Annotated in this window: 14 protein-coding genes and 1 pseudogene; 9 read left to right on the top strand and 6 right to left on the bottom strand. The window is 51.5% G+C overall.

Annotated elements, in window-relative coordinates; translation table 11 throughout:
* Positions 1 to 41: 41 nt before the first annotated feature.
* Entirely contained in the window at positions 42 to 389 is a 348-nt protein-coding gene (locus JC793_RS16685; RefSeq protein ID WP_004234982.1) for a DUF4156 domain-containing protein, read from the top strand.
* A gap of 329 nt (positions 390 to 718) precedes the next feature.
* On the opposite strand, the gene JC793_RS16680 is transcribed toward JC793_RS16685, so the two are convergent.
* Complete coding sequence (locus tag JC793_RS16680) at positions 719 to 1,501, bottom strand: class I SAM-dependent methyltransferase (RefSeq protein WP_218426741.1); 783 nt, start codon at positions 1,499 to 1,501, stop codon at positions 719 to 721.
* A 99-nt stretch (positions 1,502 to 1,600) separates the two neighbouring features.
* A complete protein-coding gene (epmB, locus tag JC793_RS16675) occupies positions 1,601 to 2,629 on the bottom strand; it encodes an EF-P beta-lysylation protein EpmB (RefSeq protein WP_218426739.1) in 1,029 nt (342 codons plus the stop codon).
* A 40-nt stretch (positions 2,630 to 2,669) separates the two neighbouring features.
* On the opposite strand from epmB, the gene efp reads away from it, so the two are divergent.
* The gene (efp, locus tag JC793_RS16670; protein WP_004234989.1) at positions 2,670 to 3,236 is read left to right on the top strand and encodes an elongation factor P; all 567 of its coding nucleotides are present in this window, start codon (positions 2,670 to 2,672) and stop codon (positions 3,234 to 3,236) included.
* A 69-nt stretch (positions 3,237 to 3,305) separates the two neighbouring features.
* On the opposite strand, the gene JC793_RS19845 is transcribed toward efp, so the two are convergent.
* The 4 genes and pseudogenes from JC793_RS19845 to eptB form a co-directional block, all read right to left on the bottom strand.
* Positions 3,306 to 3,395, bottom strand: a complete 90-nt coding sequence (locus tag JC793_RS19845; RefSeq protein ID WP_431739830.1) for an IS3 family transposase — start codon at positions 3,393 to 3,395, stop codon at positions 3,306 to 3,308.
* A 336-nt stretch (positions 3,396 to 3,731) separates the two neighbouring features.
* Positions 3,732 to 4,373 carry a hypothetical protein gene (locus tag JC793_RS16660; protein WP_218426734.1) on the bottom strand — a complete coding sequence of 214 codons (642 nt, stop codon included), beginning with the start codon at positions 4,371 to 4,373 and terminating at the stop codon, positions 3,732 to 3,734.
* Positions 4,370 to 5,149, bottom strand: coding sequence for a hypothetical protein (locus JC793_RS16655; protein WP_218426732.1), 780 nt, complete (start codon positions 5,147 to 5,149; stop codon positions 4,370 to 4,372). Before JC793_RS16655 ends, JC793_RS16660 begins: the two co-directional genes overlap by 4 nt.
* A gap of 408 nt (positions 5,150 to 5,557) precedes the next feature.
* Positions 5,558 to 7,232, bottom strand: a pseudogene (gene eptB, locus JC793_RS16650) (kdo(2)-lipid A phosphoethanolamine 7''-transferase).
* Positions 7,233 to 7,481: 249 nt separating this feature from the next.
* Between eptB and JC793_RS16645 the strand changes: the two are divergent.
* From JC793_RS16645 to JC793_RS16615, 7 genes are read left to right on the top strand one after another with little or no spacing between them, the layout of a single operon-like run.
* A complete protein-coding gene (locus JC793_RS16645) occupies positions 7,482 to 8,102 on the top strand; it encodes a 4Fe-4S dicluster domain-containing protein (protein WP_112550294.1) in 621 nt (206 codons plus the stop codon).
* Positions 8,099 to 10,114: a hydrogenase 4 subunit B gene (hyfB, locus tag JC793_RS16640; RefSeq protein ID WP_218426730.1), complete on the top strand. Its 2,016-nt coding sequence runs from the start codon at positions 8,099 to 8,101 to the stop codon at positions 10,112 to 10,114. Before JC793_RS16645 ends, hyfB begins: the two co-directional genes overlap by 4 nt.
* Before the next feature lie 11 nt (positions 10,115 to 10,125).
* Positions 10,126 to 11,076: a respiratory chain complex I subunit 1 family protein gene (locus JC793_RS16635; protein WP_046893087.1), complete on the top strand. Its 951-nt coding sequence runs from the start codon at positions 10,126 to 10,128 to the stop codon at positions 11,074 to 11,076.
* 13 nt (positions 11,077 to 11,089) lie between these two features.
* Positions 11,090 to 12,532, top strand: a complete 1,443-nt coding sequence (locus JC793_RS16630) for a hydrogenase 4 subunit D (protein ID WP_052926659.1) — start codon at positions 11,090 to 11,092, stop codon at positions 12,530 to 12,532.
* A gap of 12 nt (positions 12,533 to 12,544) precedes the next feature.
* Positions 12,545 to 13,195 carry a hydrogenase 4 membrane subunit gene (gene hyfE / locus JC793_RS16625; protein ID WP_004235001.1) on the top strand — a complete coding sequence of 217 codons (651 nt, stop codon included), beginning with the start codon at positions 12,545 to 12,547 and terminating at the stop codon, positions 13,193 to 13,195.
* Positions 13,196 to 13,199: 4 nt separating this feature from the next.
* Positions 13,200 to 14,780 (top strand): hydrogenase 4 subunit F, encoded by a 1,581-nt coding sequence (locus JC793_RS16620; RefSeq protein WP_046893085.1) that lies wholly within the window; start codon positions 13,200 to 13,202, stop codon positions 14,778 to 14,780.
* A gap of 3 nt (positions 14,781 to 14,783) precedes the next feature.
* Positions 14,784 to 16,517 (top strand): hydrogenase large subunit, encoded by a 1,734-nt coding sequence (locus tag JC793_RS16615; protein ID WP_166708591.1) that lies wholly within the window; start codon positions 14,784 to 14,786, stop codon positions 16,515 to 16,517.
* Positions 16,518 to 16,520: the final 3 nt, after the last annotated feature.

Genomic DNA, 16,520 nt, shown 5'->3' with positions numbered 1-16,520 from the left:
TTAGCTGTATAAATTTTTTCCAACCGTGAATGAGGAAAACTATGCGGATTAAAATGTTACCCGGTGCTCTGGCACTGTTATTACTGGCAGGCTGTACGACCACGAACGAACTGAGCTCCGCCGGATCACAGGTCCGCTTTTCCGAAGAGCAGCCACCGGCAGAATGTCAGAAATTAGGTGAAGTTACCGGTGTACAGAGCAACTGGATGACCGGTGTCGGTAACGAAAGCAGCTCCATGCGCGGTGCGGCAAATGACCTGCGTAACAAAGCTGCGGCAATGGGCGGTAACGTGATTTATGGTCTCGGTAGCCCGGCAGAGTCAGCGATTGTGTCCAGCCTGATCCCGGTGGATAGCAAGCTGACGGGGCAGGTTTTTAAGTGCCCGTAATTTCGCGTCATCCTTCCGTCCATAGCGGCGTTGGCTGCGCTCAGCGGCCCGGGTCACATACTGATGTATGCTCCCCGTGCCTCTTCGCTTGCCGCCTTGCTCTGAACGAAATGATTTAGCGAAATGTTTTGATGGGATAAAGAAAAGCCACCGTCAGCATGAACGGTGGTTTTTTTATTCAGATGCAGAAAGCACAGGTAACAGGTAAAAAAGAACAGAAAGCATGCGCGTCATGGATGACGCGCCTGAGCGCACAGGGATGTGTTTACCGCGTCTTTCTGTTTTTGCCTGTTGCCGGTGCAGATACCGTAATCACGGTCTTAAAGTGCTCACCTTACCTTCACAGCCGCAGTGGCAATAAATGTCGGCAGATAATTATCGATAACAAAACGCGGGTTCGGTTGCCAGTCCTCATAAAAATCCGTCAGATGAAAACCGGCTTTCAGCTGCCCGCCGATCAAATCGGTCAGGGAATGGCCAAACACAAAAGCTTCCTGACGCGCCTGCTTCTCTGCCAGTTGCTCTGGTGTTAAGGCTGTCAGTTCAGAAAACGGCATTTTATACGCTGGTTTGATAATACCTTGTTCACGGTATTTCGCATCGCGATCGCCGACAAATACCACAGAGTTAAAAAAGCTGGCCAGCAGTGTGCCGCCCGTTTTCAGTACGCGGTGGCATTCCCGCCATACCGGATTCACATCCGGGATATACAGATTGGAAATCGGATGAAACACACAATCAAATGAACCGTCCGCAAATGCGCTGAGATCCCGCATATCCCCCTGTACTGCCCGCAGTGTCAGCCCGTCGCGCTGAGCAACCTGACGATCGTGCTCAAGTTGCCTATCTGATAAATCAAACACCGTCACATCAGCACCGGCGGCAGCCAGTACGGGTGCCTGCTGACCACCGGCAGAGGCCAGACAGAGGATACGTTTTCCTGTCACATCCCCCAGCCAGGCTTTCGGCAGCGGCTGCGGGGTGAGATGCACATCCCATTCCCCTTTTTTGGCGGCAGCAATCAGTTCCGCACTGACCGGTGTTGACCACGCCTGTTGTTGTTCCGCCTGTTTATCCCACGCGGCCTGGTTTGAGGTTAAAAAATCCGTCATAATTTTGTACTCCATAATACATAATGAGCGTAATTTAACCTGTCTGAAGGTACCTGTAAAATACTATTTCTTCAGATGACCATGTTTACGTGGTAATACTCAGCTCTGACGCAGACGGAGATCGATCGGTGTTTTGCTCGGTTCACCGCCGATTTCACGGGTCAGACGCGGTACCAGATACCCGGAAATACGCGGCAGCAGATCATGCATAATACGGCGTGCTTCATCATCACTGATCAGAAAATGTCCCGCACCCTGTACTTTATCCAGCACATGCAGGTAATAAGGCAGAATACCGGCGTCAAACAGCGCATTACTGAGTTGTGCCAGCACCTCTGCATTATCATTCACATCACGCAGCAGGACACTCTGATTGAGCAGGGTGACGCGGCTTTCACGCAATTGATTCATTTTTTCTTTAAATACATCGTCGATTTCATTCGCGTGATTGATATGTGTGACTAAAATTATCTGTAACCGTGAATCGCGGAAACGTGCGGTCAGTTCCGGTGTGATGCGCTCAGGGATCACAACCGGCAGACGACTGTGGATACGCAGCCGCTGAATATGAGGAATGGCTTCCAGTTGCGTCAGCAGCCAGTCCAGCTCATGGTCTTTTGCCATCAGCGGATCACCGCCGGAGAAAATGATTTCATTGAGTTCAGGATGGTTAGCGATATAATCGAGCGCCTGCTGCCAGTTATGTCTGGTGCCTTTATTGTCCTCATACGGGAAGTGACGGCGGAAACAGTAGCGGCAGTTGACCGCGCACCCGCCTTTCACTAACAGCAATGCCCGGTTGTGATATTTATGCAGTAGTCCCGGAACAACACTGTGTTGTTCATCCAGCGGATCGTCAGAGAACCCGGGTGTCAGGTCAAATTCAGCCCTGTGCGTCATGGTCTGAAGTAATAACGGATCGCGCGGATTGCCTTTTTCCATTTTGGCGATAAAAGGACGGGGGACGCGCAGTGCAAACAACCGGCGGGCATCAGTACCGGCACGCCAGTTTTCGTCCTGTTCCAGACCTAATATTTCAAGCAGTTCTGTTGGGTTAGTGACAGAATCGGTGAGTTGATGCAGCCAGACTTCTCTGGCGAGCGGTTTTCGGGTTACAATATCGACCATTTTTTTGGCTGTGCCATTTATTTAAAATTAGAGGATTTCCATGGCTACTTATAGTACCAACGAATTTCGCCAAGGTCTTAAAATTATGTTAGACGGCGAACCTTGCGTGGTTGTTGAAAGTGAGTTTGTTAAACCGGGTAAAGGTCAGGCATTCGCCCGTGTGCGTCTGCGTAAGCTGATCTCCAACAAACTGCTGGAGAAAACCTTCAAATCAACAGACTCTGCGGAAGGCGCTGATGTCATGGATCTGAACCTGACTTACCTGTACAACGATGGTGAGTTCTGGCATTTCATGAACAACGAAACGTTCGAGCAGCTGGCTGCGGATGAGAAAGCTATCGGTGATAACGCCAAATGGCTGATCGACCAGGCTGAATGTATCGTTACTCTGTGGGACGGTCGTCCTATCGCGGTTACCCCACCGAACTTTGTTGAGCTGGAAATCACGGAAACTGATCCGGGCCTGAAAGGTGATACAGCCGGTACCGGCGGTAAACCAGCGACTCTGAGCACCGGTGCTGTGGTTAAAGTACCTCTGTTCGTACAGATTGGTGAAGTAATCAAAGTTGACACCCGTTCAGGTGAATACGTTTCCCGAGTGAAATAAGATTACGTGATGAATTACAAAACCGCAGCGGAAAAGATGAAGTAACTCCATAAAGTCGGACACTTTTAGTTAAGCGGTTTGTAAGGCCTGATTTCGGTATCTAACCGGAGTCAGGCCTTTTAATTTGGTTTTAGTCCGTCTGGTGTTGTTATACTCCAAACGGCCGGTTCGGAAATCTCCGGCTACCAACGCACACAGGCCTTCAGCACCGTACAGAGTCAATATCGCGTATCTGTTGCCCGGTTTTCGGCATTAAGTGTTGTTCATTACAGGATATCGCTCCTGGTCTTATTTTGGCGCATTCCTGATTTCCTTTATTGCGTGAATATTGCCCACATTGTAACGCAAATTTTCCGAAGAACACCTTTTTTGAGTGGTCTTGACTGACGTATTAATTATGTTGGTTCCTGCGCGGAGCAATGGCGTTTCAGTCCAGTTGATTATTGGTTTATTCATACAATTTTCCTTTTGTCTGGTTGACAGGATAGTTTGTGGTTACTCTTGGTTGAGTAAAAACAGCGAATAGTCGAAGATGGCTGATTCCTGCGTTGCTATACCGTGATATGTCGGTACATAATTTTCGTCGAAGCACCAGGCTTTTTCGGTTTTTGTCTCCTGTTGAGGATGAATCATCAAACTCAACGAAGCGGACAACGTTTCAGGCGGAAGTTGCCTGTGTATCTCATACAGCGGCATCATGTGTAAAACATGTCCCCGGGCTAGTTTTGAGGTGCGCTCCTCACCTAAGGAAGGCTTTACTCCTGCTTCTAACGGCGTGTGATCAAGTATTGATCTCATGATTGTTGTATAACCGTCCCCGCTATAACCGACTGCGTAGATTTCAAAGTCATGAGTGTGATTCAAATCATAGATAAAAGTCCCTCTTTCATCCGGCGAGATAACCGGAGACCAAAATCCTAGCCGTACCGTAAATAAGTCACCGTGATGCAGTACGAATCCGTAAGGACTATAGAGGCTGTTATGAGCGCTGAATCCATCTTTCCGGAGGGTGCGGCAAAGATATTCACTCAGTAATGTACGGTTGGCCGCCAACTGTTTTAAATCATCAATAATGCTTGTTTTGTCTTGTTGTAAGTCATAACCGGCCATGCGTTTAATGAATGTGCAGAGCTTCATATGGCCTCACTGTATTGATCCAACAAATTATCCAGATGATGATTTTTCAGCTGGCGCAGCAGCGGTACATAATTTGACGCAGCCCGCGGATCTTCCTGATAAATTACCTGAAACGCCCGCCAGGCGACTGCGGGGTGATAATGATAGATCAGTTCTTTGGCTACCTTACAGGCCCCGGGATCCTGAATTGATTCAAGTAATTCAAGGCTGACGAGATAGCGGGCGGCACTGTCATCATGGGGGAACCAGGCGATTTTGCGTAATGAATCACGATTAAAAACACGAATGTCGACAGTGCGATCCGGCAAATTGATACTGCCGATAAACGTCTGATTACCACTATCTGACGGAATGAAGTCGAATAAGGTGTGCCGGCCGTCAATGACAAGAGGATTGTTCTCACTGATGGTAACGCGGTCTCTTATCGTTAGCTGTTCTTCTGTAATGCTGTATAACTGAACGGTAAAAGACTGATTGTGTATGGCAAACAAAATACTGTACCCGGGAACTGAATATAACTCTGCCGATTTCGCAGTATGCAGTGTTTTGATACTGATATTACCGAAATCCGTATAGTGCAAAGTCAGTGTATTCGTGCGTGGGTTGACAACATCAAGAATTGCGGCCCGATGTAAGGTTGTATTGGTAAGTTTTACCTGATCATGCACTGTATTGCTGATGCCTTTAACCTCTGCTGTCATATCCAAATTTTTAATTATAGAAATTATTTTTTCAGGGCTGGTTTTTCTTGAAAGACACTCAGTAATTATCGTCACGTTATCTGCCTTTTTATGCAATGAAAAATTTTTTTTTTTATTAAAAAAACTATCGATTTTTCTGTGCCAAATACTGCCGGATTAATATCATTGTTCGCTGATGATATTTGCGGGGTTATGTAATAACGACACATTATTAGTTTAAGTATTCATGTGTCTATAATAATTTTAGAGCCGAAACACCTATAAATTAATAGCTTATTTTTTGTTAGTACTCCGTGGGAATCTCTATGTATAAAGTCCGGTCAGGGTTGTACTCTAATGAGCGTATATAATGATATTGGTGGTGTAATATAAAAAGACCCTCAATAATTGGCTGTGCAACTATTGAGGGTCAGCTCAGAGATCTCAATGCATTTTTTATCGGTCAGTCATATCCATAGTGGTATCACTGAATAATTTACTGTATCACCGATAACAGAGATTATTTTTATTATTGATCCCGCCGTCCGGTGATGTCACACCGGAACAACCGAGAATACTGTCAAATAATTCATGATGGAAAAACGTCCGTGTCCGGCTGTTTTCTTTCAGATTATCAAACAGGCTCTGATTATTTTTGATGTAGGTGTCTGACATCCAGACAATAAACGGTACGCGGAACTGCTCCGGCGGGGCAATATTCCGTGGTGTGCCGTGCAGTCGCATTCCGTCTCTTTCACCCAGGGATTCACCGTGGTCGGAGGTATAAAAGACAATGGCGTTTTTGCCTTTTAATTTCTCCGTCAGTTCATTCAGCAGATGATCCGTATATAAGATTGAATTATCGTAGGCGTTAATTTCTTCCTGCACACTGCATTTGGCGCCCGCATCTGTACATTCCGGCATATATTTGCGGAACTCAGGCGGATAGCGTTTGGAATAAAGATGGTGCGAGCCTTTGGTATGCAAAATAATCAGGTTTTGTCCCTGTTTTTTGCGGGCCAGCACATCATCAACCTCATCCATCAGTAATTCATCACGGATAGCTTTGCCCGGTGTTCTGTTTTGTGCGGTGATCATTTCACGGATCAGATAGTTATCCAGGTCGAGCCGGTTATAGAACCAGACTTCACTTTGCATGGAAAACAGTTCGGAATAAAACCCGTTCTGTTTCATTACCGAGAAGACATTATTTTCAGTGACTGTCCGCTGTTCGTTATCTTTGACACCACCTTCACGCACAAACATACAGCGCAGCGATAATTTGGTGGAGGTATCACAGGATTGGCCTTTAAAGGCGATGACATTTTTATCTGCGGATAATAACGGGGTTGTTTCACGCTCATAACCGAGTAATTGCATATGATCCCAGCGCGCGGTTTCCCCGATCACGAAGACCACATATACGTCGTCATTCTGCGGGGCCGGGGTATAGGTAAATTCTTTGGCCGGATCGAATAAATCAATTTCATTAAAGGTGTCGTCATATTTGACTACGGCATATTGTACCAGCGGCACAATCCAGTTGGTCGGTAAATAAGAGTAGCTCAGTTCACCGCCGTAACTGGACACATCAATCATGCCGTTCAGCTCAATTTTTTTCTGATTGGCATCAGCCAGTTTTAAATAACCGAAAATCAACACCGGAATAACGATAAAGGTAAACAGGGACAGCATCCGGCGCCGTGATGCCGTTTGTATTTTTTGTTTTTTTGGCGGACCAGATAAGGAGCAGCGAAGGAACAGAAAGCAGAGAGAACCAGAGATAAAAATGTTCGCCGACAGCTTCCTGCGACAGTTCGACACTGTCAGTTGCCAGGGTGGAGACTAAGATACCGTAACCGATAATTACATCATAAAACATCACATAGTAACTGACAGCGATACTGACCAGAATAATAAGACTGCTGAGAATTTTAAAACTCAGCAGCCCGGTCTGAGCAATCAGTCTGAATAAGAAAAAGCTGAACAGAATATTGGCGAAAATTTCGGCAACCAGATAAACGGAACCATAGTCACCGCTCAGTAATAACTGATTTTGAGCGCGGGAAAAATAGACGGTGTAGTTCAGGAAAAAGCCCAGAAAAAGGGCAAGAATGGCAGAAACAACAAATTCATTTCTTAGTGTATTCAATAACTGACGTATAGGCATCGGGTACATCACTTCATCGCTAAAGGGAGTTAGAGAAGTTATCGGTTACTTGGTTCAATATTTATTCATTAATCATATTCATTTTACCTGATGACACCATGACATTTTTGTCGTCATTAGTGTCGAACCGACAGTTACCTCCGCCTGAAAATCATGTCAATACATTGATAAACAAACGCTTTTGTATATGGCACGAAAAATGCTTAACAAGGGTATCAAACTATATGACTCGTCTGATTTTTCTGGAGGGTGGGGCGAATGAATCGCTTTGTTATTGCCGACCCGCATCTTTGTATCGGATGTAATACCTGTATGGCGGCCTGTTCTGAGACGCATAAACAGCAGGGATTACAAACACATCCGAGATTGAATGTGGTGAAAATCGGGGAACTGACCGCGCCGATGCTTTGTCGTCAGTGTGATGATGCTCCGTGTGCCCGTGTGTGTCCGGTGAATGCCATTACACACGAAAATGACATGATCGTGCTGAATGAAAGTCTGTGCATCGGCTGTAAATTGTGCGGTCTGGTCTGTCCGTTCGGGGCTATCACCCCGTCAGGCAGTAAACCTGTTGATATGCCGGACTTCTTTGAGCAGTATGTGCCGCAGGAGATGCTGCTGGATGTGCCGGACAGCCTGCCGACCATGAATCCGTTCCTGGCATGGAATGCCGGTATCCGTAATATCGCCGTGAAATGCGATTTGTGTGATTTCAGTGAAGACGGCCCGGCGTGTGTAAAAGTGTGCCCGACCGATGCCCTCCATCTCGTTGAAGAGAATAAGCTGGAAAACGAAAGTGCGAAACGCCGTACCGCATCTGTTGATGCGATGCCGCCGGAGTTCGACATCTTCGTCTCAGGACAGGAGAGCCGCAAATGACATCTCTTGAATTACTTTTATGGTCTGTTGCTCTGTATACCGCCGGTGGTTTTATTTCGCTGCTGTTTAAACGGCAGGAGAAAATGGCGGTGTATGTTGCCGGTATCACGGCGATTGCCGGAGGGATACTCGGTTTGTTCAGTGCTGTTCCGGTGCTGATGAGCGGCGAAACACTGACGTATTTCGCACAGGGGCCTTTCCCGTTCGCCCATTTTGTTGTCCGCCTCGACAGCCTCGCTGCCTTTATGGTGATGGTGATTTCACTGCTGGTCACGGTCAGCGCGCTCTATTCCCTGAACTATGTACAGGAATATCTGGGCCGCGGCGCGTGGAGCATGGGGTTCTTCCTGAACCTGTTTATCGCCTCCATGGTTGCTCTGGTGGTGATGGACAACGCGTTCTGGTTCATCATTCTGTTTGAAATGATGTCGCTGGCCTCCTGGTTCCTGGTCATTGCGGATCAGGATGACAAGTCCATTCGTGCCGGTCTGCTTTACTTCTTTATTGCCCACGCCGGTTCTGTGCTGATTATGATCGCATTCTTCCTGATGTGGCGCGAAAGCGGCAGTCTGGATTTCGATTCCTTCCGTCAGCTCTCACTATCTCCGGCGATGGCCTCTGTGGTCTTTCTGCTGGGCTTTTTCGGCTTCGGCGCCAAAGCGGGGATGTTACCGCTGCACAGCTGGCTGCCGCAGGCTCACCCGGCCGCACCGTCTCATGCCTCTGCACTGATGTCCGGTGTGATGGTGAAAATCGGTATTTTCGGGATCATCAAAGTCGGTATCGACCTGCTGGGTGCAACCCAGGGCTGGTGGGGTATCGTGGTACTGGGCTTCGGCGCGGTCTCTTCCGTTCTTGGCGTTATGTATGCGCTGGCGGAGCACGATATCAAACGTCTGCTGGCATGGCACACCGTGGAAAACATCGGGATTATCCTGATGGGGGTTGGCGTGGCAATGGTCGGTATGGCGAATGATATGCCGGTGCTGGCAACAATTGGCCTGCTCGGTGCGATTTACCACCTGCTCAACCACGCGGTGTTTAAAGGCCTGCTGTTCCTCGGTGCCGGTGCGGTGATTTACCGTATTCATACCCGTGATATGGAAAAAATGGGCGGCCTCGCCAAACTGATGCCGCTGACCGCAACCGCGTTCTTAATCGGTTGTATGGCGATCTCCGCGTTACCGCCGCTCAACGGCTTTGTCAGTGAGTGGTACACCTATCAGTCACTGTTCTCAATGAGTCATGACGGCACATTCATCATGAAAATCAGTGGTCCTATCGCCATCGTGATGCTGGCGATCACCGGTGCACTGGCAGCGATGTGTTTCGTGAAAGTATACGGTGTCAGCTTCTGCGGCGGTGCGCGCAGTGAAGAGGCCACCCATGCCCGCGAAGTGCCGTGGACAATGACCGCCGCGATGCTGATTCTGGCGGTGGTGTGTGTGCTGCTGGGTGTGGGCGCGAGTGTGATCGCACCGGTGCTGGCGAAAGTGGCGATGTCACTGACGGCGACGACGGACGTGACTGTTGTGCAGGGCGCGATGCTGGTGCCGGATTCTGCCGCTCAGGCCATGATTTCTCCTGCGATGACATTCCTGTTACTGCTGGCGCTGCCTCTGATCCCGTTCATCATCTATCTGGTCTTCAAAGGCAAACAGATGGGCTTCCGCCGCAAAGGCGACGCCTGGGCGTGTGGTTATGCCTGGGAACGCGATATGTCCGTGTCTGCCGGAGGCTTTACCCAGCCGCTGCGCTCAATGTTTGCACCGCTCTACCGTATGCGCAAACAGCTTGATCCGTCAGCCCGTCTGGCTCACGCCTTAGACGTGACCAAAGCCGGGGCCGGAAAAGTCGAGCCATTCTGGGATGAACGCATAATTTATCCGCTGGTGCGCGGTATTAACCGTTTCGCCAAACGCATTCAGTGCCTTCAGGGCGGGGATTTCAGACTTTACTGTCTGTATGTCGTGGCCGCGCTGGTTGTTCTGCTTGTTGTGATTGCGGCGTAAGGAGAGAAACCATGTCGATTCAGGATACACCTACATTGATGACGGGGCTCTTCGCTGTAGTTCAGGCGATTTTCCTGCTGCTGCTGACGCCGCTGTTTACCGGCATCTCCCGTCAGATCCGCGCAAAAATGCACTCCCGTCAGGGGCCGGGCATTATGCAGGATTACCGTGACATCATCAAATTACTGAAACGTCAGTCTGTGGCACCGCGTGATTCCGGATTTATTTTCCGGGTGATGCCGTATGTGCTGCTCGGCAGCATGCTGCTGCTGGCGATGGCGTTGCCGGTTGTGACCACAACGTCACTGTTCAGCGGGGCAGGCGACCTCATCATCATTTTATATATTTTCGCGCTGTTCCGCTTTTTCTTCTCCCTGTCCGGTCTGGACACCGGCAGCCCGTTCGCCGGTATCGGTGCCAGCCGTGAGCTGACCCTTGGCGTGCTGGTGGAGCCGATTCTGTTCCTCGGCCTGCTGGTGGTTGCGCTGATTGCCGGTTCGACCAATATCGGCAGTATCAGTGCTGTGATGAGTCAGGGCTGGGTATCACCGACCGCGACGCTCCTGGCGATGCTGGCCTGTGGTTTCGCGACCTTTATCGAAATGGGCAAAATCCCGTTCGACGTCGCGGAAGCCGAGCAGGAACTGCAGGAAGGGCCGCTGACTGAGTACTCCGGTTCCGGTCTGGCGCTGGTGAAATGGGGGATCGGTCTGAAACAGGTGGTTGTGGCCGTGCTGTTTCTCTCGATTTTCTTCCCGTTCGGCAGTGCATCTGTTCTGACCGCCGGCAGTCTGCTGCTGGCGCTGGTACTGATGCTGGTAAAACTGCTGGTGATTTTCGTTCTGGCATCGCTGGTCGAAAACAGTCTGGCCCGTGGTCGTTTTCTGCTGACGCATCATGTGACCTGGTTAGGATTCGGCGTGGCTGCGCTCGGATTCGTGTTCTATCTCACCGGTCTGTAAGGAGCGATAAAGCATGTTAGAAAATATTGCACTGGCGACCCTGCTGATTCCGTTTGCCGGGGCGTTGCTGGTCAGTGTCCTGCCGACGCGCATGGCACCGTGGCTGAGTACCTTAGTCGCGCTGCTGGCCTCTCTCGGTACGGCGGCACTGGGCTGGCTGTATCTCGACGGCGGTAAGACTGCCGCCACACTGGAACTGGTTCAGGCCGGTGATGTCGCGCTGTTCGGCTTTACCGTTGACGGTGTCAGCACCCTGATCGCGTTTGCGGTGGTGTTCCTCGGTTTCCTGATTTGCCTGTACTCCACCGGCTATCTGACTGAAGGTAACCGCGAGCACGCACACGGGCCGACCCGCCGCTATTATGCCTTCCTGCTGATTTTTATCGGTGCGATGGCGGGCGTGGTTCTGTCATCCACCATTCTGGGTCAGTTACTGTTCTTTGAAATCACCGGCGGCTGTTCATGGGCGCTGATTGGTTACTACCAGACAGAAAAAGCCCAGCGTTCGGCGATGAAAGCGCTGCTGATCACACACGTCGGTTCCCTCGGCCTGTTTATGGCGGCGGCAACGCTGTTTATCAGCACCGGCACGTTTGCCCTGAGCGCGATTAACCAGCTGAATGAGGCACAAAGCCTGATCGTCTTCGGCGGTATCCTGTTTGCGGCATGGGGTAAATCAGCTCAGCTGCCGTTACAGGCCTGGCTGCCGGATGCGATGGAAGCGCCGACACCGGTGAGTGCGTATCTGCACGCCGCGTCCATGGTGAAAGTGGGGGTTTACATCTTTGCCCGCAGCATCATGTCGTCTGATCATGTGCCGGAAATCATCGGCTGGGTCGGTGTGGTGATGGCCGTTATCACGCTGGTGTATGGTTTTATGATGTATCTGCCGCAGAAAGATATGAAACGTCTGCTGGCCTGGTCAACCATTACCCAGCTGGCGTATATCTTCCTCGCGCTGTCTCTGTCCATCTTCGGCTCAAAAGAAGCCTTTGACGGCGGTATCGCATACATCTTTAACCATGCGTTTGCCAAGAGCCTGTTCTTCCTGGTGGCCGGTGCGCTCAGCTACAGCTGCGGAACCCGTATGCTGCCGCGTCTGCGCGGTCTGTCAAAACGCTATCCGCTGCTGGGTGTCGGTTTCTGTGTGGCTGCGCTGGCGATTGCCGGGGTACCGCCGCTTAACGGCTTCTTCAGTAAATTCCCGATCTTCGCGGCAGGTTTCGCGTTATCTGAACAGTTCTGGATCTTTGCGCCAATCATGGTGCTGGTACTGATCGAATCCGTTGCCAGCTTTGCCTGGCTGCTCTACTGGTTCGGCAAAGTCGTGCCGGGTGAACCAAGTGAAGACGTGGCAAACGGAACTCCGGTTCCGGCAGCAATGCAGTGGGTTATCGGCCTGCTGATTGTGATGTCGTTCTGTTCAAGTGTTATCGCCGTCATCTGGCTCGGTTAAGGGAGAGAAAGTATGACTGGTTCTATTATTGTGAACAATCTCGCGGGGCTGATGATGATCACCTCGCTGCTGGTTATCGGGGCGAAGCGCCCGGTGGCGTCCTGCTGGTTCTACGCACTTCAGTCTCTGGTGCTTGTGGCGATTTTTGCCACGCTGTCACAGACACTGGACGCACCGCAATTGGGCATGTGGGCGATCACCGCCTTCGCGACCAAAGTGGTGCTGGTGCCGCTGATTATGGGCTATGCCTTCCGCAAACTGTCTGATCCGACCGCCAACGGCGGCGTGATAAGCCCGGCCTGGCTGATGCTGGCCGCGGCGGTGATTGTGGTGCTGTGCTGGTTTGTGGTCGAACCGGTGAAACTGCCGATGGTGGCGGATCTGAAACCGGCGCTGGCTGTTTCTCTGGGTCACTTTATGCTGGGTTTACTCTGCATCGTGACACAGCGCAACATCCTCAAACAGGCATTCGGTTACTGCCTGATGGAAAACGGATCGCACCTGACACTGGCTCTGCTGGCGTATAAAGCGCCTGAGCTGGTGGAAATCGGTATCGCGACGGACGCCATTTTCGCTGTGATTATCATGGCGGTGCTGGCACGTAAAATCTATCGCACGCTCAACACACTGAACGTGGATCAACTGACCGCGCTGAAGGGGTGATGAGATGAGTCAAACCATGTTGTTAACGTTATTAATGGCAACGCCGCTGGTGATTTCACTGCTGGCATTTGCCTGCCGCCTGGCGGGCGGCGGTGCAAAAGGTGTGGTGACGCTGGTGCATACCATCGGTATCTCCCTGATGCTCGTCTTCTCGCTGTGGATGGTTTACACCATCGGTGAGGAAGGTGATCTGCTGATGGCAGACCGCTGGATCCACCTGGACAGCCTGGCCGGATTATTCCTGGCGATCCTCGGGATCGTCGGTTTCCTGACCGGCCTGTACTCCATCGGCTATATGAACCACGAAGTGGATGATGGTGAAGTCAGTGTGGCAACACTCTGCAACTACTACGGCTTTTTCCATCTGTTCCTGTTCACCATGCTGCTGGTGATCACCAGTAACAACCTGATCCTGATGTGGGCGGCGGTAGAAGCCACCACGCTCAGCTCTGCGTTCCTGGTGGGTATCTACGGACAGCGCTCTTCCCTCGAAGCGGCGTGGAAATACATCATTATCTGTAGTGTCGGTGTGGCGTTCGGTCTGTTCGGCACCATTCTTGTGTATGCGAATGCGGCGAGTGTGATGCCGGATCCGGAACTGGCTATCTTCTGGACTGAAGTGCTGAAACATACCGCACTGCTGGATCCGACCCTGATGCACCTGGCCTTTGTGTTTGTGCTGATTGGTTTCGGAACCAAAACCGGTCTGTTCCCGATGCATGCCTGGCTGCCGGATGCGCACAGTGAAGCGCCGAGCCCGGTCTCCGCGCTGCTGTCTGCGGTTCTGCTGAACTGTGCACTGCTGATTATCATCCGTTACTACATCATTATCACGTCTGCTATCGGCGGGGAATTCACACAGACACTGCTGCTGGTCTTCGGCCTGCTTTCTGTCGCGGTGGCGGCGTTCTTCATCCTTATCCAGCGTGATATGAAACGCCTGCTGGCTTACTCCAGTGTGGAAAACATGGGACTGATTGCGGTGGCGCTGGGTATCGGCGGCCCGTTGGGTGTGCTGGCCGCGTTACTGCACACACTGAACCACAGCCTGGGTAAAACCCTGCTGTTCTGCGGTTCCGGTAACGTGTTACTGAAGTACGGCACCCGTGATATCACGGTGGTCAAAGGAATGCTGCGTACCATGCCGTTTACGGCGGTTGTCTTTGCGGGCGGCGCGCTGGCACTCGGCGGTATGCCGCCGTTCAACGTGTTCCTGAGTGAGTTTATGACGGTGGTTGCGGGTCTGGCGGCGGATCATTTCTGGCTGACACTGCTGCTTTTGATCCTGCTCACTATCGTCCTCGGCGGGTTGGTTAGAATGGTATCGAAAACCCTGTTCGGCGCACAGCCTGACTGCGTGTCACGCGGCGAGGCAGGTATCCTGACGACATTGCCGATGGCCATCCTCATTGTACTGATGCTGGTGATGGGCACCCACATTCCGCAGCCGGTCAGCCGTCTGCTCGAAAATGCCGCCACTATTGTCCTGACGGACAGTGCATTACCAGGTACAGAATTAACCACCCCGGACTACCGCTGGCCGTGGGGTGTTGATACAACATCCACATCATCGCAGGAGAAATAAAACGTGAGCTATCAGAATTATACAGATACCCTTCAGGGCGTTCGTAAAGGCGCGGGCTATCTGGCACAGGTCCGCGAGAAATTTCCCCATGCGGTGCTGGAAGAAGAGTGGCAGACTGCCAATCAGCTGACCATCACCATCAAAACAGAGATGCTGCCGGAGGTGGTGGAGTTTCTGTACTACGGCTGCGGCGGCTGGCTGCCGGTGCTGTGGGGTAACGATGAGCGTCCGCTGAACGGACAGTTCGCGGTTTACTATGCACTCTCTATGGAAGAGGGTGAAAAATGCTGGGTCACCGTGAAGGCGTATGTCAGCCCGATCACCCAGGAATTCCCGTCTGTCACACCGCGCGTGCCTGCGGCGGTGTGGGGCGAGCGTGAGATCCGTGATATGTACGGGCTGCGTCCGGTGGGTCTGCCGGACGAACGCCGCCTGGTGCTGCCGGATGACTGGCCGGATGATCTCTACCCGCTGCGCAAAGACACCATGGATTACCGTCAGCGTCCGGCACCGACCACCGATACCGAGACTTACGAGTTTATCAACGACAGCAAAAAAGATGCGCGCGTTGTGCCAATCGGCCCGCTGCACATCACGTCGGATGAACCGGGGCATTTCCGTCTGTTCGTTGACGGGGAGCGGATTGTCGATGCGGACTACCGAATGTTCTACGTCCACCGCGGCATGGAAAAACTGGCGGAAACCCGTATGGGGTATAACGAAGTCACTTTCCTGTCTGACCGCGTGTGCGGTATCTGCGGCTTTACCCACAGCGTGGCGTACACCACATCCGTGGAAAACGCGCTGGGTATCTATGTGCCGCAGCGTGCGCATACCATCCGCAGCGTACTGCTGGAAGTGGAACGCCTGCACAGCCACCTGCTGAATATCGGGCTCGCCAGCCACTTCACCGGTTTTGATACCGGCTTTATGCAGTTCTTCCGTGTGCGTGAAAAATCCATGACCATGGCCGAACTGCTGACCGGTGCGCGTAAAACGTACGGAACCAACCTGATCGGCGGTGTGCGCCGTGATTTCCTCAAAGAGCAGCGGGTGAAAACCATTCAGCTGGTCCGCGAGATGCGCGCGGATGTCACACAACTGGTGGATATGCTGCTGAGCACACCAAATATGGAACAGCGTACGGTCGGTGTCGGTCGTCTTGATCCGCAGATTGCACGTGATTACAGCCCGGTCGGTCCGATGATCCGCGCCAGCGGCTTTAAACGCGACGTCCGTTTTGATCATCCGTTTGCTGATTACGGCAATCTGCCGAAAACATTATTTACCATGGATGGCTGTGATGTTTACTCCCGTGTCATGGTGCGTGTGAAAGAAGTGCTGGATTCACTCGCCATGATCGAATACGCGCTGGATAACATGCCGGAAGGGCCGATTCTGACCGAAGGCTTTACCTATCAGCCGCACAAATTTGCCCTGGGTTACACCGAGGCACCGCGCGGGGAAGATATCCACTGGAGCATGCTGGGAGATAACCAGAAACTGTTCCGCTGGCGCTGCCGTGCCGCCACCTACGCCAACTGGCCGGTGCTGCGCTATATGTTACAGGGCAATACCGTTTCTGATGCGCCGCTGATTATCGGCAGCCTTGACCCGTGCTACTCCTGTACTGACCGCGTCACGCTGGTGGATGTGAAAAAACGCAAAGCGAAAACTGTGGCGTACAAAGAGATCGAGCAGTACAGCATCGATCGCAAACATTCACCGCTGAAATAAGCC

The sequence above is a fragment of the Morganella morganii genome (assembly GCF_019242955.1).
In the GTDB taxonomy this organism is placed as follows: Bacteria; Pseudomonadota; Gammaproteobacteria; order Enterobacterales; family Enterobacteriaceae; genus Morganella; species Morganella sibonii.
This window is presented reverse-complemented; position numbering and strand designations above follow the sequence as displayed.

Excerpts from the sequence above, each read along its gene's own strand:
- epmB (WP_218426739.1), bottom strand. The coding sequence starts at position 2,629 with ATGGTCGATATTGTAACCCGAAAACCGCTCGCCAGAGAAGTCTGGCTG.
- JC793_RS16635 (WP_046893087.1), top strand. The coding sequence starts at position 10,126 with ATGTCGATTCAGGATACACCTACATTGATGACGGGGCTCTTCGCTGTA.
- hyfB (WP_218426730.1), top strand. The coding sequence starts at position 8,099 with ATGACATCTCTTGAATTACTTTTATGGTCTGTTGCTCTGTATACCGCC.
- JC793_RS16680 (WP_218426741.1), bottom strand. The coding sequence starts at position 1,501 with ATGACGGATTTTTTAACCTCAAACCAGGCCGCGTGGGATAAACAGGCG.
- hyfE (WP_004235001.1), top strand. The coding sequence starts at position 12,545 with ATGACTGGTTCTATTATTGTGAACAATCTCGCGGGGCTGATGATGATC.
- JC793_RS16660 (WP_218426734.1), bottom strand. The coding sequence starts at position 4,373 with ATGAAGCTCTGCACATTCATTAAACGCATGGCCGGTTATGACTTACAA.
- JC793_RS16685 (WP_004234982.1), top strand. The coding sequence starts at position 42 with ATGCGGATTAAAATGTTACCCGGTGCTCTGGCACTGTTATTACTGGCA.
- efp (WP_004234989.1), top strand. The coding sequence starts at position 2,670 with ATGGCTACTTATAGTACCAACGAATTTCGCCAAGGTCTTAAAATTATG.
- JC793_RS16620 (WP_046893085.1), top strand. The coding sequence starts at position 13,200 with ATGAGTCAAACCATGTTGTTAACGTTATTAATGGCAACGCCGCTGGTG.
- JC793_RS16630 (WP_052926659.1), top strand. The coding sequence starts at position 11,090 with ATGTTAGAAAATATTGCACTGGCGACCCTGCTGATTCCGTTTGCCGGG.
- JC793_RS16645 (WP_112550294.1), top strand. The coding sequence starts at position 7,482 with ATGAATCGCTTTGTTATTGCCGACCCGCATCTTTGTATCGGATGTAAT.